This is a genomic window from Microbacterium sp. NPDC056569, from assembly GCF_042793475.1.
GTDB lineage: Bacteria > Actinomycetota > Actinomycetes > Actinomycetales > Microbacteriaceae > Microbacterium.
Genome location: NZ_JBHTUV010000002.1, coordinates 229433 through 251968 on the forward strand (window position 1 = coordinate 229433; position 22536 = coordinate 251968).

16 protein-coding genes are annotated in these 22536 nt (G+C 71.4%); 10 read left to right on the top strand and 6 right to left on the bottom strand.

From position 1 onward, the window contains the following. Together ACFQ7C_RS03445 and ACFQ7C_RS03450 are read right to left on the bottom strand one after the other, a co-directional pair. The gene (locus tag ACFQ7C_RS03445) at positions 1-993 is read right to left on the bottom strand and encodes a Gfo/Idh/MocA family protein (RefSeq protein WP_378897934.1); all 993 of its coding nucleotides are present in this window, start codon (positions 991-993) and stop codon (positions 1-3) included. 42 nt (positions 994-1035) lie between these two features. Further along, positions 1036-2406, bottom strand: a complete 1371-nt coding sequence (locus tag ACFQ7C_RS03450; protein WP_378897937.1) for an O-acetylhomoserine aminocarboxypropyltransferase/cysteine synthase family protein — start codon at positions 2404-2406, stop codon at positions 1036-1038. A gap of 115 nt (positions 2407-2521) precedes the next feature. On the opposite strand from ACFQ7C_RS03450, the gene ACFQ7C_RS03455 reads away from it, so the two are divergent. Next, the gene (locus ACFQ7C_RS03455) at positions 2522-3373 is read left to right on the top strand and encodes a sulfurtransferase (protein ID WP_378897939.1); all 852 of its coding nucleotides are present in this window, start codon (positions 2522-2524) and stop codon (positions 3371-3373) included. Between the two features lie 9 nt (positions 3374-3382). On the opposite strand, the gene ACFQ7C_RS03460 is transcribed toward ACFQ7C_RS03455, so the two are convergent. Together ACFQ7C_RS03460 and hrpA are read right to left on the bottom strand one after the other, a co-directional pair. Further along, positions 3383-4324 carry a zinc-binding alcohol dehydrogenase family protein gene (locus ACFQ7C_RS03460; RefSeq protein WP_378897941.1) on the bottom strand — a complete coding sequence of 314 codons (942 nt, stop codon included), beginning with the start codon at positions 4322-4324 and terminating at the stop codon, positions 3383-3385. A gap of 28 nt (positions 4325-4352) precedes the next feature. Further along, positions 4353-8276, bottom strand: a complete 3924-nt coding sequence (gene hrpA, locus ACFQ7C_RS03465) for an ATP-dependent RNA helicase HrpA (RefSeq protein ID WP_378897944.1) — start codon at positions 8274-8276, stop codon at positions 4353-4355. Positions 8277-8382: 106 nt separating this feature from the next. On the opposite strand from hrpA, the gene ACFQ7C_RS03470 reads away from it, so the two are divergent. From ACFQ7C_RS03470 to ACFQ7C_RS03505, 8 genes are all read left to right on the top strand, one after another. Next, on the top strand, positions 8383-9204 hold the full coding sequence (locus ACFQ7C_RS03470) for a CPBP family intramembrane glutamic endopeptidase (RefSeq protein WP_378897947.1): 822 nt from the start codon (positions 8383-8385) through the stop codon (positions 9202-9204). Further along, positions 9201-9869: a hypothetical protein gene (locus ACFQ7C_RS03475; protein WP_378897949.1), complete on the top strand. Its 669-nt coding sequence runs from the start codon at positions 9201-9203 to the stop codon at positions 9867-9869. The genes ACFQ7C_RS03470 and ACFQ7C_RS03475 overlap by 4 nt, the downstream gene beginning before the upstream one ends. Further along, positions 9866-10162: a transcriptional regulator gene (locus ACFQ7C_RS03480; protein WP_378897951.1), complete on the top strand. Its 297-nt coding sequence runs from the start codon at positions 9866-9868 to the stop codon at positions 10160-10162. The genes ACFQ7C_RS03475 and ACFQ7C_RS03480 overlap by 4 nt, the downstream gene beginning before the upstream one ends. Next, the gene (locus tag ACFQ7C_RS03485; RefSeq protein ID WP_378897954.1) at positions 10159-11091 is read left to right on the top strand and encodes an ABC transporter ATP-binding protein; all 933 of its coding nucleotides are present in this window, start codon (positions 10159-10161) and stop codon (positions 11089-11091) included. The genes ACFQ7C_RS03480 and ACFQ7C_RS03485 overlap by 4 nt, the downstream gene beginning before the upstream one ends. Continuing rightward, positions 11088-11873: an ABC transporter permease gene (locus ACFQ7C_RS03490; protein ID WP_378897957.1), complete on the top strand. Its 786-nt coding sequence runs from the start codon at positions 11088-11090 to the stop codon at positions 11871-11873. The genes ACFQ7C_RS03485 and ACFQ7C_RS03490 overlap by 4 nt, the downstream gene beginning before the upstream one ends. 570 nt (positions 11874-12443) lie before the next feature. Continuing rightward, positions 12444-12968: an ArsR/SmtB family transcription factor gene (locus tag ACFQ7C_RS03495; RefSeq protein WP_378897959.1), complete on the top strand. Its 525-nt coding sequence runs from the start codon at positions 12444-12446 to the stop codon at positions 12966-12968. Positions 12969-12978: 10 nt separating this feature from the next. Further along, complete coding sequence (locus ACFQ7C_RS03500; protein WP_378897962.1) at positions 12979-13815, top strand: aldo/keto reductase; 837 nt, start codon at positions 12979-12981, stop codon at positions 13813-13815. A gap of 27 nt (positions 13816-13842) precedes the next feature. Next, positions 13843-15693 (top strand): thioredoxin domain-containing protein, encoded by a 1851-nt coding sequence (locus tag ACFQ7C_RS03505; protein WP_378897965.1) that lies wholly within the window; start codon positions 13843-13845, stop codon positions 15691-15693. Positions 15694-15700: 7 nt separating this feature from the next. Here ACFQ7C_RS03505 and ACFQ7C_RS03510 read toward each other — a convergent pair whose 3' ends face one another. Further along, a complete protein-coding gene (locus tag ACFQ7C_RS03510) occupies positions 15701-17284 on the bottom strand; it encodes a dolichyl-phosphate-mannose--protein mannosyltransferase (protein ID WP_378897968.1) in 1584 nt (527 codons plus the stop codon). A gap of 23 nt (positions 17285-17307) precedes the next feature. Here ACFQ7C_RS03510 and rsmI point away from each other — a divergent pair, with 23 nt between their 5' ends. After that, entirely contained in the window at positions 17308-18126 is an 819-nt protein-coding gene (rsmI, locus tag ACFQ7C_RS03515) for a 16S rRNA (cytidine(1402)-2'-O)-methyltransferase (RefSeq protein ID WP_378897971.1), read from the top strand. Here rsmI and ACFQ7C_RS03520 read toward each other — a convergent pair. Then, positions 18099-22448, bottom strand: a complete 4350-nt coding sequence (locus ACFQ7C_RS03520; protein ID WP_378897974.1) for a hypothetical protein — start codon at positions 22446-22448, stop codon at positions 18099-18101. The genes rsmI and ACFQ7C_RS03520 overlap by 28 nt on opposite strands. Positions 22449-22536 lie beyond the last annotated feature (88 nt).

A 22536-nucleotide genomic window follows, 5' to 3' on the forward strand; every position in this document is an offset into this window, starting at 1 on the left:
TCACTCCTCACCGGGGTAGCGGACGCCGACGAGGTCGCGGATCTCGTCGAGCGTGGCCATGATCGCGACGCTCTCGTCGATCGGCAGGACGTCGGAGTCGGTGCGGCTCTCGGCGAGGTACCGTACGGCCGCGAGCGCCTGATACTGCATGCCGCGCCCCTCGATCTCGGAGCGGAACTCCTCGCGCACCGCACCGTCCGGGCCGACGAGGCGGAACGACGTCGCCGAATACCAGACGCTGTCGATGTCGATGCGGGCCTCGGTGCCGATGATCGTCGCGGTGTTCGGCCCGGCTCCGCGGGAGGCCGACAGCGAGGTCGACAGCGCGCCCGAGGCGTGCGTCATGATCGTCGCGATCTCGGTGTCGGATCCGGCGTCGCCGATGCGCGCGGCCGCCGCGATCGAGAGCGGCTCGCCCAGGATGTCCCACGCGAACGACACCGGGTAGATGCCGAGGTCGAGGAGGGCGCCGCCGCCGAGCTCGAGCGCGTTGATGCGGTGCTCGGGGTCGGAGGGCAGGCGCTGCGTGTGATCGGCGGTGACGGCGCGGACCTCGCCGAGCGCGCCCGACTCCACCAGCTCGCGGATGCGGACCATGTGCGGGAGGTAGCGCGTCCACATCGCCTCCATGGCGAGGAGCCCGCGCTCCGCTGCGGCGTCGCGCACCGCGGCGGCCTCCGCGGCGTTCAGGGTGAACGCCTTCTCGACCAGCACGTGCTTGCCGGCGTCGAGGGCGAGCAGCGCGTTCGCGGCGTGCATCGGGTGCGGCGTCGCGATGTAGACGATGTCGACGGTGGGGTCGGCGACCAGCTCCTCGTACGAGCCGTGGGCGTGGGGGATGCCGAAGTCGGAGGCGAAGGCCTGCGCGGTGCCGTGCCGACGGGATCCCACGGCGGCGATGTCGAGACCGGCGGTGCGCAGGTCGCTGGCGAAGGCGCGGGCGATGCCGCCCGGACCGAGGATCCCCCAGCGGGGGGACGAGGGCGAGGTCATGAACACGAGGCTAGCGGCGAGATGGCGCCGTCGCCCGTGCGACTAGCGGGCGATGCTCTCCGCGAGCTCCGGCTGCGGAGCCGGCACGGCGACGGCGTCGAGCGCACGCGCCAGGTCGTCGACGAGGTCGCGCGCGTCCTCGAGGCCGATCGACAGGCGCACCGTGGTCGGGCCGATGTGCGCCTCGGCGAGCTGCGTCGGCGACATGTGGCTGTGGGTCATCGACGCCGGGTGCGCGACGAGGCTGCGCGCGTCGCCGATGTTCGCGACCAGGCGGATCACCTGCAGGCGGGAGATGAACGCCTCGACGAGCCGGAAGTCGGCCTCGGCATCGCCCGTCGCCGGCAGGTCGAATGCGAACACCGAGCTCACCCCGTCGGGGAGGTACGTCTGGGCCTGCGCGTGCCACGGGCTGGAGTCCAGGCCGGGGTGGTGCACCCGCGCCACCGCGGGGTGGGACTCGAGGAACCGCGCGACGGTCAGCGCGCTCGCGGTGTGGCGCTCCATCCGCAGGTCGAGCGTCTCGAGGCCCTGCAGCAGCTGGAAGGCGTTGAAGGCCGACAGCGACGGGCCGAGGTCGTGCACGTACTTCGTCTTGACGAGCGCGATGTACGGCGACCCGGTCTCGCCGAAGCGCTCGACCAGGCTGCCGTCGGGCACCCGAGGGTAGGTCTCGGTCAGCTGGGGCCAACGGCCGGGCTCCGCCGTGAAGTCGAACGTGCCGAGGTCGACGACGACGCCGCCGAGCGACGTGCCGTGACCGCCGAGGAACTTCGTCGCGGAGTGCACCACGATGTCGGCGCCGAAGTCCTTCGCGCGCTGCAGGTACGGCGTCGCGACGGTGTTGTCGATCACGAGCGGCACGCCGGCGTCCTTGGCGACGGCGGCAACGGCGCCGAGGTCGAGCACCTGGGCGATCGGGTTCGAGATCGATTCGGCGAACAGTGCGCGCGTGGTCGGGCGCACGGCGGCGCGCCAGGCGCCGAGGTCGTCCTGGTCCACGAAGGTGACCTCGATGCCCCAGTCGGCGAAGGTGTCCTGCAGCAGGTCGATCGTGCCGCCGTAGAGCTGGCGGGCGGCGACGATGTGCTCGCCCTGCTTGGCCAGCGCCAGCAGCGCGACGGCGACGGCCGCCTGGCCCGATGCGACGCCCGCCGCGGCGATCCCGCCCTCGAGTTCGGCGACGCGGCGCTCGAACACCAGCACGGTGGGATTCGCTGCACGGCTGTAGATGTTGCCGTCCTTGCGGAGCGCGAAGAGGTCGCGCGCCTCGGCCAGCGAGCGGAACTCGAACCCGTTGGACTGGTGGATCGACGGGATGGCGGTGTTCTCCGCGACGCCGGAGTCGAACCCGGCCTGCACCTGCGCCGTCGCGAACGAGCGAGGGGCGGCAGGACGAGTCTCTTCAGGCATGCAGACCATTGTCGAGCCGCGGTGCCTGCGGCGGTGTTTCGTGTGTCGAACTGTTGCGTCGGCGGCCCCGGCCCGCTGGCGGAGCGGTAGTGGGTTTGGGGGCGAGAATGGTCGGGTGGCGCAGCTGATCACCCCCGCAGAACTCGACGACCTCCTTCGATCCGGTGGCGCCCGCGTGCTCGACGTGCGCTATCGCCTCGACCGCCCCGAGGGCAGCGCCGAGCATCTCGAGGGCCATGTGCCCGGCGCGGTCTACGTCGACATGGAGACGGAGCTCTCGCAGCACGGCCGCCCCGGCGACGGGCGGCATCCGCTCCCGCCGCTCGAGGCGCTGCAGGCGGCTGCGCGCCGCTGGGGCATCGAGGACGGCGACACCGTCGTCGTCTACGACGACGATCGCGCGCTCGGCGCGTCGCGTGCGTGGTGGCTGCTGACCCGCTCCGGCATCGCCGACGTCCGCCTCCTCGACGGCGGACTCAGCGCCTGGATCGCCGCCGGACTGCCGCTGGAGGCGGGGCCGGTCGCGCCGGAGCCGGGCGACGTGTCGCTCACTGCGATCAACGAGCCGGTGCTGTCGATCGATGAGGCCGCCGCGCTCGCCGCATCGGGCGTGCTCGTCGACGTGCGGGCGGCCGAGCGCTACCGCGGCGAGGTCGAGCCGATCGACCCGGTGGCGGGGCACATCCCCGGAGCGGTGAACCTTCCGACGGGCGCCTACATGGACGGAGAGCGATTCCGGGATGCTGCGACCCTGCGCGCGCTGTTCGCCACCGTGGGCGCCGGCGACGGCGTGACCGCGGCGGCGTACTGCGGATCGGGGGTCACCGCCGCGCAGGCGGTGTTCGCGGCCGAGCTCGCGGGACTGGAACTGGCCATCTACCCGGGCTCGTGGAGTCAGTGGTCGAACACGCCGGGCCGCCCGATCGCGACCGGCGCGGCGCCCGCCGAGATCACCGGCACCGTGTGACCCGCACGCTCAGGGGACGAGCGTGATCTTGCCGGCCACGCCCGACTCGATGGCGCGGTGCGCCTCGGCCGCGTCGGCGAGGGCGAACGACGGTCCGAGCTCGACAGAGAAGCGTCCCGCGGCGATCAGTGCGAGCGCGACGGGAACCGCCTCGGTGCGCCAGACCTGCTGCTGAGCGCTGAGCGGTTCGGGCGAACCGCCCGAGAACGCGCGGATGCCGCGGCCCGCAGCATCCCGCCCCCGCACCAGCGTCGCGATCCGCTGACGGTCGGCGACCAGCTCGAGCGAGGCGTCGAGGGCCTCGTCGGTGCCTGCGGCGTCGATCGCGACGGTCACGCCCTGCGGCGCCGCCTCGCGCACCCGGTCCGCGAGCCCCTCGCCGTACGCGACCGGGATCGCACCGAGCTCACGGACCCTGTCGAATCGCCCCTCGGATGAGGTCGCGACGACGGTGGCTCCCCACAGCACGGCGAACTGGATGATCGCCTGGCCGACGGCGCCGGAACCGGCGTGCACGAGCACGGTGTCGTCGGCGCCGACGGCGAGCGAGCGGAGCGTCTGGTACGCCGTGCCGACGGGGATGCCGAGAGCGGCGCCGTGGGCCGCGCTCACCTGCGGCGGCCGCGGGAACACGTGGGAGGCGGGCACCGCGATGTCCGTCGCGTAGGCGCCGAACGCGCCCGCGAAGACGACAGGGTCGCCGACGCGGAAACCGTCGACGCCTTCGCCGACGCCGGTCACGACACCGGCGCCGTCCGCGCCGACGCGGCGCGGCTCGGTGATCTCGGCCGAGGCCCGCAGTCCCGAGCGGAGCTTTCCGTCGATCGGGTTCACGCCCGCCGCGGTCACGCGGATCACGAGCTGCCCGGCGGCGGCCACCGGTTCGGGAACGGCGATCTCGTGCAGGACCTCAGGGCCCCCGAACTCGGTGTACGCGATCGCAGTGGTCATGACGGGGCGACTCCTGTCGTCGAGGGGGCTAATCCCTCAGGGATTTCTGGATCCGCTGCAGCGACACCGGCTCGGCCGTGCCGAGGGACTGCGCGAACAGGCTCACACGGTACTCCTCGAGCAGCCACCGGGCGTGCACGAGCGGACTCGGAGCGTCATCCGCGGTGGGGATCGCACCGCCCGCCTCCGCGAACACGGTGGCCGCGCGCTCGAACTCCGTCATCCGCTGGCGATCGCGTCCGGGGTTGTCGGCGAGCGCCAGCACGCGGTCGAGGGCTCCTCGCAGGTACCGGGGGAGGTGCGCGAGGCGCGCCGTGCCGGTGCGTGACACGAACCCGGGGAACACCAGGCCGGCGAGCTGCCCCTTCACGTCGTTCAGAGCGCCGAGGAGGGTCAGCGAGTTCGCGTCGCGCATCGACCGCTCCACGTCGCGCGCGCCCGTGAGGATGCGGGCCGTCAGCGACACCGTCTGGAAGAGCTCGTCGACCACCGCACCCGAGAACGCGTCGCGCACCGCCTCGAAGCCGGCCCGGGTGCGCACGACGGCGTCGACGGCGGTGCGTGCGATGACGCCATCCGCCACCGCTACCCGGCAGTCCTCGATGAGTGCTTTCGCGGACGGATACGGGGATGCCGCGAGCGCGAGCTTCTCCGTCGATGTCAGGTGCTCGAGCACGTACGCCGACGGCGACGCGACCGACAGCAGCACGAGACGCCGCACGCCGGCCTTCGTCGCGCGGGCCGCCGCTTCAGGGGTGGTCTCGATGCGGAGCGCGACCGATGCGCCCTCGTCGACGATCGCGGGGTAGCCGCGCACGACGCCGCCCGCGACCTTCGTGTCGACGACGTCGGGCAGGTCGCCGAACGTCCAGTCGGTCAGGCCGGTGCGCTCCGCGAAGGTCGACTCGGGCCGTGCGGCGCCCGGCGTGTCCGCCGGCCGGGGACCGGGGCGCGCCGCACTGCGGTCACCGCGTCCGGTCGTGGACGCCGGTGCGGTCAGCGAGCGCGACACCGAGGCCCGGGCCCGGTCGGCGAGCCGCGACTGCAGCGCCGCGAGGTCGCGGTCGGATCCGACGGCGCGCCCGCGCTCGTCGACGGCGCGGAACGACACCTGCAGGTGTCCGGGCACCCTCTCCATCTCGAACTCGGCGGCGGTCACCGGCTGGCTCGCCACCCGCTGGATGCGCGTCGCCAGAGCCTCGCGCAGGGGTGTCGGCGGCAGGCCGTCGTGGGCCTCGGGACCCTGACCCGCGAGGTCGGCGGCGAAGGTCGCCGCCCAGTCCGCGGCGGGCACGACGTGTCGGCGGATGGCCTTGGGGAGCGAGCGCAGCAGCGCGGTGATGAGCTCGTCCCGCATCCCGGGCACCTGCCAGTCGAAGCCGTCCGGACGCAGCTGCGCGAGGAGGGCCAGCGGCACGACGGCCGTGACGCCGTCGTCGGCCGCGCCCGGCTCGAACCGGTACGCGAGCGAGAGCACCTGATCGCCCTGGGTCCACCGCGCCGGGAAGTCGCGCTCGTCGCCGCGCGACGCCTCGTCGACGAGGTCGGCCTCAGTCATGTCGAGCAGGCGCGGCGTGCGGGCCGAGGCATCCTTCCACCAGGCCTCGAAGGAGCGCGCGTCGAACACGTCGCGGGGGATGCGCGCGTCGTAGAAGCGGAACACCGCCTCGTCGCCGACCAGGATGTCGCGGCGGCGCTCGCGCTCCTCGATCTTCTCGAGGCGGCGCCGGAGCTCCAGGTTGCGCCGCTCGAACGCCGTCAGCTTCTTGTCGAGGTGGGACGAGTCCCACTCGCCCTCGACCAGCGCGTGGCGCACGAACAGCTCGCGCGCGAACGGCCGGTCGAAGCGGGCGAGCTGCACCCGGCGCTTCGGCACGATCTCCAGGCCGAACAGCGTGACCTTCTCGTAGGCGGATGCCGCGCCCGACGCCTTCGACCAGTGCGGCTCGCTCAGCGAGCGCTTCGCGAGGTCGCCCGCGAGCGGCTCCGCCCACGCCGGGTCGATCGCCGCGACCGTCCGGGCGAACAGGCGGCTGGTCTCGACCACCTCGGCGGCCATGACGGCGCTCGGCCGCTTCTTCTTGAGGCCGGAGCCCGGGAAGATCGCGAAGCGCGTGCCGCGCGAGCCGAGGTACTCGGCGCCGCGCCGCTGGTCGGCGCGGTCGGTGCCGGTGCGGCCGCGCGCGGCGGTGGAGGCGGTGCGGTCGTCGAGGATCCCGAGGTGCGAGAGCAGGCCCGACAGGATCGCCTTGTGGAGCTCGTCGGGATCGGCTGTCTCCGCCGGCGCCTTGCGGGGAGCGTTGACGAGCGCGCTCAGCTGGCGGTGCACGTCGGCCCACTCCCGCACGCGCACGTAGTTGAGGTGCTCGGCGCGGCAGAGGCGCCGGAACGCGCTCGAGCCGAGCTCCGCCTGCTTCTCCTGCAGGTGGTTCCAGAGGTTGAGCAGGCTCAGGAAGTCGCTCGACGGGTCGGTGAACCGCGCGTGCAGGCGATCGGCCTCCTCGCGCCGGTCCTCAGGGCGTTCGCGCACGTCCTGGATCGACATCCCGGCGACGATCGCGAGGACATCCCGCATCACGCCGGTGCGGCGGGCCTCGACGAGCATGCGGGCGAAGCGCGGATCGATCGGCAGACGCGAGATCTCGCGGCCGAGGTCGGTGAGCGTCGGGTGATCGCGTCCGGCGCGGACCGCCCCGAGCTCCACGAGCAGGTCGAGCGCCGCCTTGACGCCGCGCGAGTCCGGCGGGGTGAGGAACGGGAACGACGAGATGTCGCCGAACCCCAGCGAGAGCATCTGCAGGATGACCGAGGCCAGGCTCGTGCGGAGGATCTCCGGCTCGGTGAACTCCGGCCGTGTGTCGAAGTCCTCCTCGGCGTAGAGCCGGATCGCGATGCCGTCGCTCGTGCGGCCGGCCCGGCCCGAGCGCTGCTGGGCGGACGCCTGCGAGACGGCCTCGATGGGGAGCCGCTGCACCTTGCTGCGGTTGCTGTAGCGCGAGATGCGCGCCGTGCCGGTGTCGACGACGTAGCGGATCCCCGGGACCGTGAGACTCGTCTCGGCCACGTTCGTCGCGAGGATGACACGACGACGGATGCCGGCGACCTGCGACCGCTCGAACACCCGGTGCTGCTCGGCCGCGGAGAGGCGCCCGTAGAGGGGGAGCACCTCGGTGGGCGCGGCATCCTTCGCGTACATGCCCCGCACCGCATCTGCGGCGTCGCGGATCTCGGCCTCGCCCGGCAGGAACACGAGCACGTCGCCGGCGGGCTCACGGTCGAGCTCGCGCAGGGCGGACGTGATGCCGTCGACGTCGTCGGACTCGTCCTCGCCCTTCGCGGGGCGAGCCGGCGGCCGGTAGCGGATCTCGACCGGATACGTGCGGCCCGACACCTCGATGATCGGCGCCGGCGTGCCGTCGGGCTCGGCGAAGTGCTTCGCGAAGCTCCCGGGGTCGATCGTCGCGCTCGTGATGACGACCTTGAGGTCGGGACGCTTGGGCAGGATCCGGCGCAGGTACCCGAGGAGGAAGTCGACGTTGAGCGAGCGCTCGTGGGCCTCGTCGACGATGACCATGTCGTACCGGCGCAGGAGTCGATCGCGGTGGATCTCGTTGAGCAGGATGCCGTCGGTGAGCAGCGCGATGCGCGTGTCCTCCGACACCTTGTCGGTGAAGCGCACCTTGTAGCCGACCGTCGAGCCGAGCGGAACCTGCAGCTCCTCGGCGATGCGCTCGGCGATCGTCCGCGCCGCGATACGTCGCGGCTGGGTGTGCGCGATGCGCGTGCGTCCCAGCTCGAGGGCGATCTTCGGCAGCTGTGTGGTCTTGCCCGAGCCGGTGGCGCCCGCGACGATCACGACCTGGTGCTCGCGGATGGCACGCGCGATCTCGTCGCGCGCGGCGCTGACGGGGAGCTCCGGCGGATACGAGATGACGGGTTCGGGCGCGGACATAGCCTTCGATCGTATCCCGTGCCGCTCGTGTCCCGGCGTCGCAGGCGACGTGCGATGTATCACAAAGAGTCTTGACGAGCAAACAACTTTGCGATACAAAGTTGCCATGTCCATCCACACCCACCCCGTCGCACCGCCGTCCCGACCCGGGCGACGCCGCGACCACGGCGCGCTCGCCTGGGGGATCGGACTGCCGGCGCTGCGCGTGCTGCTCGTCGCGGCGGCATGCACGCTCGCGTGGCTGCTGCTCGTCGCCGCCGTCGGTCCGTCCGCCTTCCCGCCGTCGCCGCTTGTCGCCGTGGTCGCGATGCTGCCGGTCAATGTGCTGTGCCTCGTGCTCGTGGTGCGGCGCACCCACTCGATGGGCACGACCGTCGCCGCCCTGATCGGCTACCGGCGCGGACGCCTCGGCCGCGACATCCTGTGGGGTCTGCTGTGGCTGGCCGTGCTCTACGTGCCCTTCGCGCTGACGATCATGCTGGTCATGTGGGCGCTGCACAGCGCAGACATGTTCACCGCGTTCGAGACCGTGTTCTTCGACCCCGCGACGATCCCGCCCCTGTCGCCGGGTGTCGCCGCCGTGCTCGCGATCGTGGCCGTCATCACGTTCGCGCCGCTGAATGCGCCGACCGAGGAGCTCCTCTATCGGGGGACGGCGCAGCGAGATCTGGCGACACGGATGCCGGTCATCGGCGCCATCGTCGTTTCGGCGGCGTTCTTCGGCCTGCAGCACGTCTGGTACGCGCCGACGCCCGATGCGGTCGTCGTCTACGCGTGCGCCTTCTTCGTGTGGGGGATCGGCTCCGGCATCGTCGCCTGGCGCCAGGGCCGGCTGCTGCCGCTGATCATCGCGCACGGACTCGTGAACCTGCTGACCACGCTGCCGGCACTCGTCGTCCCCTTCCTCCTCGCGAACGGAGTCGCATGAGCATCCCCGACCCGCCCGACCTGCCGAGCGTCCCCGAGTCGGAAGGTGAAGAGCAGCGCGACGCCGCTGCGATGCTGGACCTCGTCCGCAGTCAGCAGGACCGCGTCAGCAAGCAGCTCGCCGCCGAGGTGCCGCTCATCCTCCTGGCCTGGGGGATCGCGTGGTTCGTGGGCTTCGGGCTGCTCTGGCTCATCGATGGCGCGCAGCCGGCGGTCTCCGTGCCCCTGCCGGTCGCGGTCGCCGTCTTCATCGTGCTGATGGTCGGCGCCCTCGTGTCCACCGCGATCCTCGGCATCCGCAGCGGCCGCGGCATCCGCCCCTCCGCCGAGGCCGCCTTCACCGGCGCGGTCTACGGCTGGAGCTGGACGATCGCCTTCGTCGCGATGTTCGTCCTGGGCACCGCGCTCATCCGCAACGGGATGCCGCCGGACCTCGCGAACATCTACTACCCGACCGCGTCGACGCTCCTCGTGGGGCTGCTGTACTTCGTGGGCGGCGGCATCTGGCACGCGAAGCCGCTGCTGTGGCTCGGCGGCTGGATCATCGTCGTCGCGCTGATCGCGCCGTTCTTCGGCTATCCCACGCACTACCTCGTCTTCTCGGTCGCCGGGGGCGGGGTCTTCCTCGTCGCCGCCGTCGTCGTGTGGCTGTGGGTGCGGAGATGACGGAGCTGGATCCCGTGATCCACGCGGCCGCCCGCCTGCGGATCACCGCGACCCTCGCGACGCTCGACCCGGGGGAGAGCATCGCCTTCCCCCGACTGCAGGAACTGCTCGACATGACCGCCGGCAATCTCTCAACGCACGTGCGAAGGCTCGAGGACGCGGGCTACGTGACGGTCGAGAAGACGCACCGCGGGCGCACACCCGTCACCTATCTCGCGCTGACCAGGCAGGGCCGCCGCGCGTTCGAGGACTACACCGAGGCCCTGCGTTCCCTGCTGGGAGAGTTGTCATGAGCATCGCAGAGTTCGCCCACGTGACGCGTCGCTACGGCGATCTCGTCGCCGTCGACGACGTCAGCCTCGTCTTCGATCCCGGCGTCATCGTCGGACTCCTCGGGCCGAACGGGGCGGGCAAGACCTCCCTCCTGTCGCTGCTGCAGGGTCTGCGGCGTCCCACCGCGGGCAGGGCGAGCCTGTTCGGCGGCGATCCCGCCGATCCGCGCACCCGCCGTCGGCTCGGTACGACACCGCAGGAGACGGCGCTGCCCGACACGCTGCGCGTGGGCGAGGTGCTCGACTACGTCGGCGGTCACTTCGCCGACCGCGTCCCCACCTCCGAACTGGCGGCGGAGTTCGGACTGACGGAGCTGCTGAGACGGCAGTGCGGTTCGCTGTCGGGCGGGCAGAAGCGGCGCGTGGCGGTGGCGCTCGCATTCGTCGGGCGCCCCCGGCTGGTGCTGCTGGACGAGCCGACGACCGGGCTCGACGTCGACGCGCGCCGGACCCTGTGGGCCGCGATCCGCCGCCAGCACGAGGCGGGTGCGACGGTCGTGGTGACGAGCCACTATCTCGAGGAGATCGAAGCGCTGGCGCAGCGCGTGGTCGTGCTGGCCGAGGGCCGCGTCCTCGCTGACGACACGGTCGCCAGCGTGGTCGCGCGGGTCGGTGTGAGCCGCGTCGAGCTCGCCTCGGACGACGCCACGTCGATCGCGCGCCTGCCCGGCGTGGTGCGGCACGAACAGGACGACGACATCGAAGTGCTGACGGTGACGGATGCCGACTCGTTCGTCCGCGCGCTCGTCCGCACCGGTGCCGACTTCCGCGGACTCACCGTGCGCGGCGCCACGCTCGAGGAGGCGTTCCTCGCTCTCACCGAGGCATCCGTGGCAGCCGGCGCGGTCGCCGGCGCGACCCCCGCACCGTTCGGAAGGGACCTGTCATGACCATCGCACCCGAGGCCGCGTCACCAGCGCCGTCGACGCTGCGACTGACCGCGCTCCACGCCAAGTACGGGCTCATCGAGACCTTCCGGGTCCCGATCGCCGTCATCGGGACGGTGGTCTTCCCCGCGCTCGCGCTGCTGTTCTTCGTCGTCCCGCAGCGGTCGGTGGCGGAGAACCCGCTCTACGCGACCCAGGCCGTCATCTCGCTGTGCGTGTTCGCGGTGATGACGAACGCGCTCTTCTCGTTCGGACTCACCATCTCGGAGAACCGCGAGAAGCCGTGGGATCCGTACCTGCGCACGCTTCCGGCGCCCGGCATCGCGCGGGTGCTCGCGCAGATCCTGTCGACCGGAACGCTGGGGCTGGTCGCGATACTCCCCGTGGTCCTCGTCGGCGGGGTCTTCACGGCGGCCCACGCGACGCCGGCGCGCATACTCGCCGGCATCCTGGCGCTGGCCGTGGCGGCCGTGCCGTTCATGCTGATGGGGACGGCGATCGGCTACGCGCTGCCGTTCAAGGCGGCGATCGCCGTGATCCAGATCGTGATGTTCGCACTGGCGTTCATCGGCGGGCTGTTCCTTCCGCCGATCCTGTTCGCGGACTGGCTGAACGAGCTGTCGAAGTTCACCCCGTCGCGGCAGGCGCGGGAGTTCGTGATCTGGGCCGTCGAGGGCGGTCCGGTCGAGTGGTGGGTGTGGGTCGGCATCCTCGTGTGGACCGTCGCGATGCTCGCGGCCTCGCTCGCGCTGTACCGTCGCGACGAAGGCAAGCGCTACCGCTGAGTGCGGCCGCGCCCGGTCTGCGGCCGCAGTGCGACCGGCCGCGTCTTCCACGCATCTGCCGTGCCCGACCTCCGGCCTCCGCCACCTCTCGAAAACAACGATGAACTTCCGGCTCACACGAGATCAGCACAGCGGCGGCACACGTAGGCCGCGCGGGACCAGCTACGGATCACCACGAGACCGCAGAGCTCGAAGACAGGCGCGACCGCAGCGGACGGGTCGTGTGAGTCGCAAGTTCATCGGGAGTGGGCGGTGGTGCCCTGGGTCGTGTGAGCGGGAAGTTCATCGGGAGTGGCCGGTGGCGCCTTGGGTCGTGTGAGTGGGAAGTTCATCGGGAGGGGGCGGTGGTGCCTTGGGTCGTGTGAGTGGGAAGTTCATCGGTCGACAAAGAAGGTGTCTGCCCGTGGCAACCACGGCTGCCCCGGCATTGAGGAAGTCACGCGGCCGGCCCGGGCGAGCAGTCGCCCAGGCGCACCCGAGCTTCCTCCCAGACATCGGGCGCGCGCCTCCTCTGCACAGATAGCGCGCATCGCAACGACCGCCGGCCGCCCCCGCCTCTAGCGTCCAGCCATGGACCCGTTCGAAGCTCTGGCCGAACCCGTGCGCCGCCGCGTCATCGAGATCCTCGCGAGCGGGGAGCACACATCCGGTCAGCTGGCCGACGCGGTAGGCGCGGAGTTCCGCATCAGCCGAACAGCGGTCTCCAAGCACCTGCGACTGCTCCGCAACGCCGGATACGTCGACGTGCGGGCGGAGGAGAAATGGCGGTGGTACCGGCTCGATCGCACCGGATTCGAGGCGCTCGAGGATTCGGTCGCCGAACTCCGGTCGAAGCTGGACCGGGCGATCGGGTGGGACCCGGACGCTCGGCAGAAGCACGACCCTCTCGCCGTCATGCCGGTGTATGCGCCGGTCCCGTTCCGCGGCCCGGGAAAGCCGCCCCGGCGCGGCCGGAGGGGGCGTCAGCGGACCTTCGACGTCCACGGAACGCCGGACGACATCGCCCCGCCGGCGCCTCCGATCCCTGTGACGTATTCACCGCCTCCGACCGATCCGCGAGGGAAAGCCGGACCCGGCACTTCGTCGGATGCATAGGCTGGGAACCATGACAGTCCCCAGCGTGACCCTCAACGACGGCAACACCATCCCGCAGCTCGGCTACGGCGTCTTCAAGGTCCCGCCGACCGACACCGAGCGCGCCGTCGCCGAGGCGCTCGAGGTCGGCTACCGCCACATCGACACCGCCGCGATCTACGGCAACGAAGAGGGCGTGGGCGCGGCGATCGCATCGAGCGGCATCCCGCGCGACGAGCTGTTCATCACCACCAAGCTCTGGAACGACCGCCACGACGGCGACGAGCCGAACGCCGCGATCGCCGAGAGCCTCGCGAAGCTGGGTCTCGAGCAGGTCGACCTGTACCTCGTGCACTGGCCGACGCCCGCCCACGACAACTACCTGCACGCCTGGGAGAAGCTCATCGAACTGCGCGACGCCGGTCTCACCCGCAGCATCGGCGTCTCGAACCACCTCGTGCCGCACCTCGAGAAGATCGTGTCGGCCACCGGGGTGGTGCCCGCCGTGAACCAGATCGAGCTGCACCCGGCTCACCAGCAGCGCGACATCACCGACTGGGCGGCCGCCCGTGACGTGAAGATCGAGTCGTGGGGTCCCCTCGGACAGGGGAAGTACGACCTCTTCGGCGCCGCGCCGGTCGCTGCTGCGGCCGAGGCCCACGGCAAGACGCCGGCGCAGGCGGTGCTGCGGTGGCACCTGCAGAAGGGCTTCATCGTCTTCCCGAAGTCGGTGCGCCGCGAACGCCTCGAAGAGAACCTCGACGTGTTCGACTTCGAGCTCACCGCCGACGAGATCGCCGCCATCGACGCAATGGAGCCCGGCGACGGCACGGGTCGCGTCAGCGCGCACCCCGACGAGGTCAACTGAAGCGGGCGAGCGGCAGGAGCGGATGCCGTGAACCCTCGCCTCGCGGAAGCGACGAGCCCGTACCTGAGAGCCCACGCGGGCAACCCGGTCGCATGGTTCCCGTGGGGCGAGGAGGCGTTCGCCGAGGCGCGACGCCGCGATGTGCCGGTCATGGTGTCGATCGGCTACTCGACGTGCCACTGGTGCCATGTCATGGCACGGGAGTCGTTCGAGGACGAGACGACCGCGGCCGAGCTCGACGCCGGCTTCGTGTCCATCAAGGTCGACCGCGAAGAGCACCCCGAGGTGGACGCGGCGTACATGGCCGCGGCCTCGGCGTTCTCGCCGAGCCTGGGCTGGCCGCTCACCGTGTTCGCGACGCCCGAAGGGCGGCCGTTCTACGCCGGCACGTACTTCCCGCCGCAGCCGCGCGCCGGCATCCCGGCCTTCCGGCAGGTGCTGGCCGCGGTGCACGAGGCCTGGACCGAGCGGCGCGAGCAGATCGACGAGACGGCGGATGCCGTAGCCGGCGCGCTCGCGGAGGTCCGCGGATCCGCGCCGACCGAGGACTCCTCCGTCCCCTCGGCCGATGACCTGGCCGGCGCCGCGCGTGCGCTCGCCGCGCGCGAGGATCCCCTCCACGGCGGATTCGGCGACCCCTCCGCCGGGGCGCCGAAGTTCCCGGTCGCGACGGCACTCCGCTTCCTCCAGGCGCGGGTCGTCCGCGAACACGCGGCCGAGGCATCCGTCGTCGCCGACCGGGCACTCGGCGCGATGGCCGCGTCGCCGCTGCGCGACGCCGTCGAGGGCGGGTTCTTCCGGTACGCGACGCGACCCGACTGGACGGTGCCGCACTACGAACGCATGCTGACCGACAACGCCCAGCTGCTCGACGTCGCGATGGACGCGGTCCCCGCGCGCGAGGACATCGCCCGCGGCAGCGCGGCGTTCCTGCGCGACGTGCTGCAGCAGCCCGGCGGCGGGTTCGGTGCGGCGCAGGATTCGGAGTCCTGGATCGGCGGCGCCCGCAGCGAGGGCGGCTACTACGCACGGGTGGCCGCGGACCGCGCGGGTCTCGAGGCCCCGGCCGTCGACGGCAAGGTGGTCAGCGGCTGGAACGGCCTCGCCGTCGGCGCCCTCGCACGCGCCGGTGCGCGCCTGGGCGAGGCGTCCTGGATCGAGGCGGCGCGGTGGGCTGCCGACGCCGTGCTCGAGACGAACGTCACGGCGGACGGTCGTCTGCTGCGCGCGTCACTCGACGAGGTGCCGTCGCGGGCTCACGCCACCCTCGCCGACCACGGCCAGCTCGCCGCGGGCCTGATCGCCCTCGCCGTCGCGACGGGCGAGGTCGCGTACGCCGCGCGGGCGCGCGAGCTGGTCGATGCGTGCGTCGGCCCCGACGGGCGGGTGGCGGTTCCCGGTGGCGGAGACCCGGTGCTGTCGCGCCAGGGGATCGGAGCACCGGATGCCGCCTCCGACGCCGACGAGCCGTCCGGTCCCGCCGCGGTCGCGGAGGCCGCCGCGGCGCTCTGGATGCTGGGCGCCGGCGACGCCTACCGGGGCATCGCCGAGAGCCTGATCTCCTCCCACGCACCCGCTGCCCTCGCGCAGCCGCTCGCGTACGGCGCGCTGCTGCGGGTCGCCGCGAGTCTCGCCGCTGCGCCGCGGCAGGTCGTCGTCGTGACGGACGACGCCCGGGCCGCGCTCGCGACGGCGGCGCGCAGCATCCGTGCCGACGTCGTGAGCATCGTTTCTCCGCAGCAGGCGACCTCGTGGACCGGTGCGGGATTCGAGCTGTTCGCCGAGAAGACCCAGCGGGACGGACTGCCCACGGCGTACGACTGCCGGGACTTCGCCTGCCGGCTCCCGGTCACGGAGGTCGCCGACCTGCCGGCGTGAAGCGGGCTCAGACCCAGCTGTTGAACCACATGTGCATGTGCCAGAAGTCGTAGGGCACCGTCATCGCCGAGATGATCGGGTACCAGAACGCCGACAGTGTCAGCGCGACCACGAGGAACACCAGGACGAGCCGCTGACCCGTGAGCCGTCGGTACGAGTCGGCCGCGGGCGGACCGGCGATGTCCTTCAGCGCGAAGGTCAGCCCGAGGAGCATGAACGGCAGGATCAGCACCGTGTAGAACTGGAAGATCGTGCGCCCGGGAAGGAACAGCCACGGCACGTAGGTGACGGCGACGCCGGTGAGCACGAGCGCGTAGCGCCAGTCGCGCACGACGACGAAGCGGTATGCGAGGTAGAGCACGGCGGCGACGCCGGCGTACCAGATGAGCGGGTTCGGCATCGTCGAGATCACGTCGACGCAGCCGCTCGGGGCGGTGCAGCCGTTCACGCCCAGCGCATCGTGGTGGTAGTAGACCCCCGTGGGGCGCCACAGCAGCGGCCACTGCCACGCCGGGCTCGCATACGAATGGCCCGAGGTGATCCCCGCCGTCGACTTGTACATCGCGACGTGGTACAGCCAGAGGCTCTCGAGCGGATTGCTCCCCGCGTGGCGGTCATACCCGCCGTCGGTCACGAGCCAGCCGGTCCACGACGCGAGGTAGACCACGACCGCGACCGGCACGAACAGCACGAAGATGACCAACCCTTGGCGCACGGCATCCGTCGGCCAGAACAGCACGCCCGCCCGGCGCCGCGCGAGCGCGTCCGTCACGACGAGGTAGATTCCGAGCCCGGCGAGCACCCACGCGCCAGACCACTTCACGGCGCTCGCGGCGCCCAGCGCGGCGCCCGCGGCGATGATCCACGGCCGGTTCCAGAGGACGGGTCCCCACGAGGGCGCTCGATCACCGTCGTACCCGGCGGCGACGGTCTGCGCGATCCGCGTCATGGTGCGCTCGCGATCACGCAGCACGAAGAGGAAGGCGAGCAGCACGAAGAACGTCAGCGAGGTGTCGAGCAGCGCGATGCGGCTCATCGAGATCGCGAGACCGTCGACGGCCATGAGCAGGCCCGCGACCACGGCGAAGGTCGTCGAGCGGGTGAGGCGTTTGGCGATGAGCATCAGCACCAGCACGCAGGCGATGCCGAGCAGCGCGGTCGTGATGCGCCAGCCCCACCCGGAGCCGGGGCCGAGCACCGCCATGCCGAGCGCGATGATCCACTTGCCGAGCGGCGGGTGCACGACGAACGACGGGTTGGTCGTGAAGACGTTCACGTCACCCGACAGGAAGCTCTCGTTGGCGCCGCCGGGCCAGGATGCCTCGTACCCGAGGTTGAGCAGCGTCCAGGCGTCCTTGACGTAGTACGTCTCGTCGAACTGGTTCATCAGGTCGCGCGCGGTGGCCAGGTTCCACAGCCGCAGCACCGCGGCGATGACGAGGACGATCGCAGGGCCGAGCCACCGGTACAGCCGGCGGGCGCGCGCGTCCTCGCTCAGCCGGCGGGCGAAGCGGTCGTACAGGCTCGGTCGTGCCGGGGGGTTCAGCGGCGCGGCGGGCTGATCGGCCTCGAGCCGCGGGGCATCCGTCACCCGGCCAAGTTTAGGCTGAGGGTGTGATCATCCTCGCGGCGACCCCGATCGGAAACCTCGGGGACGCGTCCCGCCGGCTCGTCGAGGCCCTGGAAGAGGCCACCGTCGTCGCTGCCGAAGACACCCGCACGACGCAGCGCCTGCTGGCGGCCCTGGGCATCGCGAATCGCCCGCGGCTCATCGCGCTGCACGACCACAACGAGAAGGAGCGGGCGCCCGAGATCGTCGAGCTCGCACGCGAGCAGGACGTCCTCGTGCTGAGCGACGCCGGGATGCCGACCGTGAGCGACCCCGGCTACGGGCTCGTCGCCACGGCAGCGGCGGCCGGCGTCGACGTCACCGCGATCCCCGGGCCGAGCGCCGTCGTGACGGCACTCGCCGTGTCGGGGCTCCCGACGGACCGCTTCACGTTCGAGGGCTTCGTGCCGCGCAAGGCGGGGGAGCGCGCCGCGGCCTTCCGCGCGCTGACCTCGGAACCGCGCACGATGGTCTTCTTCGAGGCGCCGTCGCGTGTCGCGGCGACGCTGGCCGACATGGCGGCCGCGTTCGGCGCGGACCGCCGCGCCGCGGTGTGCCGTGAGCTGACGAAGCTGCACGAGGAGGTCGCGCGCGCCCCCCTCGGCGAGCTCGTCGCCTGGGCCGAGACCGGCGTGCGCGGTGAGCTCGTGATCGTCGTCGAGGGCGCGCCCGCCCGCGGGGTCCCCTTCCCCGACGCGGTGACCCAGGTGCTCGAGCTCGTCCGCGGCGGGACGCGGCTGAAGGAGGCGGCGGCTGAAGTGTCCGGCCTCACCGGACACTCCAGCCGCGAGCTCTATCAGGCCGCGCTGTCGGTGCGCGGGTAGCGCCGCCGCCGGATCGCGAACAGGATCGCACCGCCCGCGAGCATCGTGAGCCCCACCCACAGCGCGGTGAGGGTCACACCCGTCGGCGGGAGGGCCGCCGGCACCGGCGCGCAGGCGGTCGAGGTGGCCTCGCCGTCGGTGAAGAGCACCGTGGCGGCGTTGAGGAGCCCGGTGCCCTCGGTGCCGGATCCGGTCGTGCAGTCGGCCTGATCGGTCGTGATCGTCGACGAGACCCGCGTCATGGCATGCACCTCGTAGGTGTGCGTCGCGCCGCCGTCGATCGTGATGCCCGTGGCGATCCGCAGGTCGGTGAGACCATCCCAGCCCGCGTTCAGGGGAAAGCCCTCGACCGACGAGACGCTCGCCTCGACGACGGTGATGCCGGTGCCGAAGCGGAGCTCGTCGTCGAGGTCGTACGCGTCGGAGAGCCCGCCCGGGTTGGTGACCGTCACCGAGTACGCGACCGCGAACGTTCCGTCCGCCTGCTCGGTCGGGCCCGACGTCACCGTCTTGTCGATCTCGAGGGGTGCCAGGTAGGCGTTGACGAAGGTGCAGTACACGGCCGCTTGGAGCGGCACCTCGACCGATACCGACGAGCCTTCGATCACCGGATCGCCGGCGGAGCCCACGCACTCGATGTCGTCGAGCAGCCAGCGCTCGAGCTCGCTCGTCTCGGTCACCGTGTACTCGCCGGGAGCGATGAGCCCCGTCGAGTACGGGTCGGCCTCGTCGGTCAGCGTGAACGCCTCACCGCCGGGACCCCACTCGAAGTCGAACTCCTGCGGTGAGCCGGACGGCAGCGTCGTCTTGTCCACGACCAGCGAGCCCCACTGCGTGTTCGTGAACGTGCAGACGACGGTCTCGCCCGGATCGAGCACGATCAGCCCGACGAGGTCCACGTCGGTCGACGCCCCGCCCTCGGGGTCGCCGTCGACGCAGACGAGGTCGGTGTTGTCGTAGCCGTCGGGCGTGACTTCGGTGACTTCGTACTCGCCGGGGGTGACGTCCTCGAAGGTCGCGGACCCGGTGCCCTCGGACGTCTCGATGGAGAAGTCCTCCGGATCGAGCCACGTGCCGGTGAAGTCGAACACGGCATCGGCGCCCTCGACGTTCTTGACCACGACGATGCGGCCGACCGCGGAGTTCTCGATCTCGCACTCGATCTGGTCGCCGGGCTCCACGCGGAAGCCCGTGACGTCGAGGCTGTCGACGTCACCACCGGCGTGGGCGACGGTGCAGAAGAGCTCGCCCTCGATCCAGCCCGGCAGATCTCGCTCGGCGAGGGAGTACAGGGTGCGTGCCGTCAGGCCTGTGAACGTGGCTGTGCCGAAGCCTCCCTCGGTGACGACGGACGACACGATGGCCTCGCCGGCGGGGTCGATCGGCGTGAGCACGTACTGGAACGTGGCGTCCCCACCGCGGGCCGCCTTGTGGATCGTGATGTCGATCGAGTCGGGGGTGTTCTCGATGTCGCAGTCGATCTCGCCACCCGGCTGGGCGACGAAGGTGACCGCCACCGGGTCGGGGTTCGTGTCGTCGACGCCGGTGCAGGTGAGGGCGCCCGCCGTCCACCCTGGTACGGGCTGTTCGGCGATCGTGTAGGTCTCGCCCGCGAGCAGGCCGGTCCATGTCGCCGTCTCGGCGCCGGGGCCGGTGCCCGAGATCGCCTGGGCGCCACCCGCCGGCGTCACGCCCTCGGAGGGCGTGAGCGTGAACGGGAAGGACCACTCGTAGTCGTCCGTCACGCCCGTGACGGTCTTCGTCACCGACACGGATGCCGGAGCCGCCGTGTTCTCGGCGGTGCAGGAGAAGGAGGTGCCCGGCGTCAGGGTGAATTGCCAGCCGTCCTCGGCGCGGTTGTCGACCACTTCGCAGTCGAGCGTTCCGGCCCAGCCCGCCTTCGCGACCTCGACGAGGCTGTAGTCCGCGCCGGGCACGATGTCGGTGACTTCGATCGACGGGTTCTCCGACGACAGGGTCAGGGTGCGCACGTCGCCGGTGCTCTCATCGGTCAGCTCGAAGTCGAACGACCACGGGAAGCCGTCGGCGACGTCGACCGCGGTCTTCTCCAGCTGCAGCGAGACCGGTGCCGCCGTGTTGGTGAACACGCACTCGGCGACGCCCGCTGCACCCAGCTCGACCGTGACGACGCCGCCGCTCACATTCGGCGTCCACGTGGTGCCCTCGCTCGTGTCGCACGTGATGTCCGTGAGCTCCCAGTCGGGCAGGTCGAGGACTTCCGAGATGTCGTACTGTCCGGGATCGAGCGTCCCGCTGTCCCATGTCGCCTGTCCTGGCAGCGGGTTCAGGGTGAAGTCGACCGGCTCACCCTCCGCGGGTGTGAAGACGAAGTCGAAGTCCTGGTCGTACTCGAACGGATCCGTGGACTTGACGACGAGGATGCGCCCGGGCGTGACGTTCGCGTAGTAGCACGTGACGGTGTCTCCGGGGGCGAGCTCGAATTCCGCCGTGTAGTCGTCGAAGTCGACGTCCTGCCCGCCGATGGTGCAGATCAAGGACCCGAGGACGGTTCCGTGCTGGTTCGGCAGCTCGGTCACCGTGTAGGTGCCGGGCTCGACGCCTTCGAACGACGTGAAGTAGTTCTCGCCGTCGCCGGTCTCGGCGTTGATCGAGAATGCGCCGTCGTCGGGTAGCGCGGGCGTCCCCGTCGTCCAGTCGCCCTCGAACTCGAAGACGGAGTCGTCGGGGGTCCCGAAAGCCTCCTTGCTGATGACGATGTTGCCGAGCTGGCTGTTCGTGAAGGTGCACGAGACGTCCTGTCCTGCGACGGTCGTCACGGTCGCGGACGCCGTGGCGGGGTCGATCTGCGCCCCGTCGTCGCTGCAGACGATGTCGGGCTCGCTCATCCAGCCGTCCGGCACGACCTCGCTGATGTCGACCTCGGTGCCCGGAGCGAACGCGAACGTCGCGCTCTGCCCGTCGGTGAGTGTCGCCGCGTTGCCGCCGACGTCGAACGAGAACTGCTGCGGCGAGCCGTCCGGCAGCGTCTGCTTCGTCACCGTCACGGTCGAGGTCGCGTTCGTGATGACGCAGTCGGTCTGCGTGCTCGGGAAGACCGTGAAGAGGTCGGTCGGGCTGGTCAGCGTGAAGACGACCTCCTCGCCGGTGCCCGGCTGCGTCGTGGTGCAGATCGCCGACTGCTGCTGCCACGGGGCGGCCACCGTCTCCGACAGTCGGTAGTCGGTCGCGCCCAGCACGTTCTGGAACGTGTCGGTCTCGCCGATTCCGAGGTCGTCCACGATCTGTGTGGCACCGGTGTCGGGGAGCACGATGCCGCCGCTCGCGCGGTCGACGAGATAGTCGAAGCGGTCGTCCGAGTCGTACCCCGCGGGGACGACGTCCTTCGTGACGCTCAGCGAACCGCAATTCGACAGGACGAGGGGATCTTCCGAGTCGAGGTAGTCCTGGGTCTGCGCGCCGAAGTCGGATCCCGTGCGCGAGAGCTCGGTCGACACCTGGAACGTGGTGCACTCTTCGGGGCTGAACAGGCCCGCGGTGGTCAGGTCGACGGCGAACTCGCCGAACGTCGCCTGCGGCTGGTTGCCGAGCGGCGGCCCCTCGGTCCGGGCCCCGACCGCCCAGGCGAAGTCGATGGGCTGCCCGGTGGGCAGCCACTGGCCGGCGCCGTTGGGATTCGCGCACGCGTCGTTCGCGTTCGGCGTCCAGCGGCGGAAGTGCACGGTCACCGTGCCCAGGCTGGACTCGTAGTCGAACACCACGAGCACGTCGTCGCAGCGACCGGCCGCCGGACCCTCGAGGTTCTGCAGCAGGCTCAGGCTGCCGTTGCCGACCAGGCGCGTCCAGTACGCGTAGAGGATGGCGTGACGGGTTCCCTGCGCGTCGACCACCACTTCGTAGGCAGCTCCCGTGCTGCACATGTTGCCCTTGTCGTTGACGTTGGCCGAGCCGGGCGCCCACGGAATGGTGTCGGGGGTCTGGGATCCCGGCGACCCGGTCGCATCCTGGGCGGTGGCCGGACAGGCGCCTTCGAGACTGCCGTTGTCCCAGTCGAACGTGGCGTCGAGGATCCCCGAGGACGCCAGCCCGGCCGCGGTCGTGTACGGCCCCGTGGGAGTGAACGTGTAGCTGCCGTCGGGCACCGGGGCGGTGAGGAACGAGTTCCAGTCGAAGGTGTCCGGCGGCGTTCCCCCTGTCTTGTCCCCGTCGATCTCGAACCCGGTCTGCAGACCCGAGGGCTGCAGGGTGGCGGCTGTGGCCGCTCCTGCGCCGGCCAACGGCACCAGCAGGGCGCCGACCAGCGCTCCGATCCCGATCAGTGAGACGACACGGGTACTCGACATGGCGTTTTCTCCTCCCCAGGAAGAGGGCCATCGCCGGGGGTTGCCGAAGGCCCACACACCCGTCGGCGATCGGTGAGAGCGCACCGAT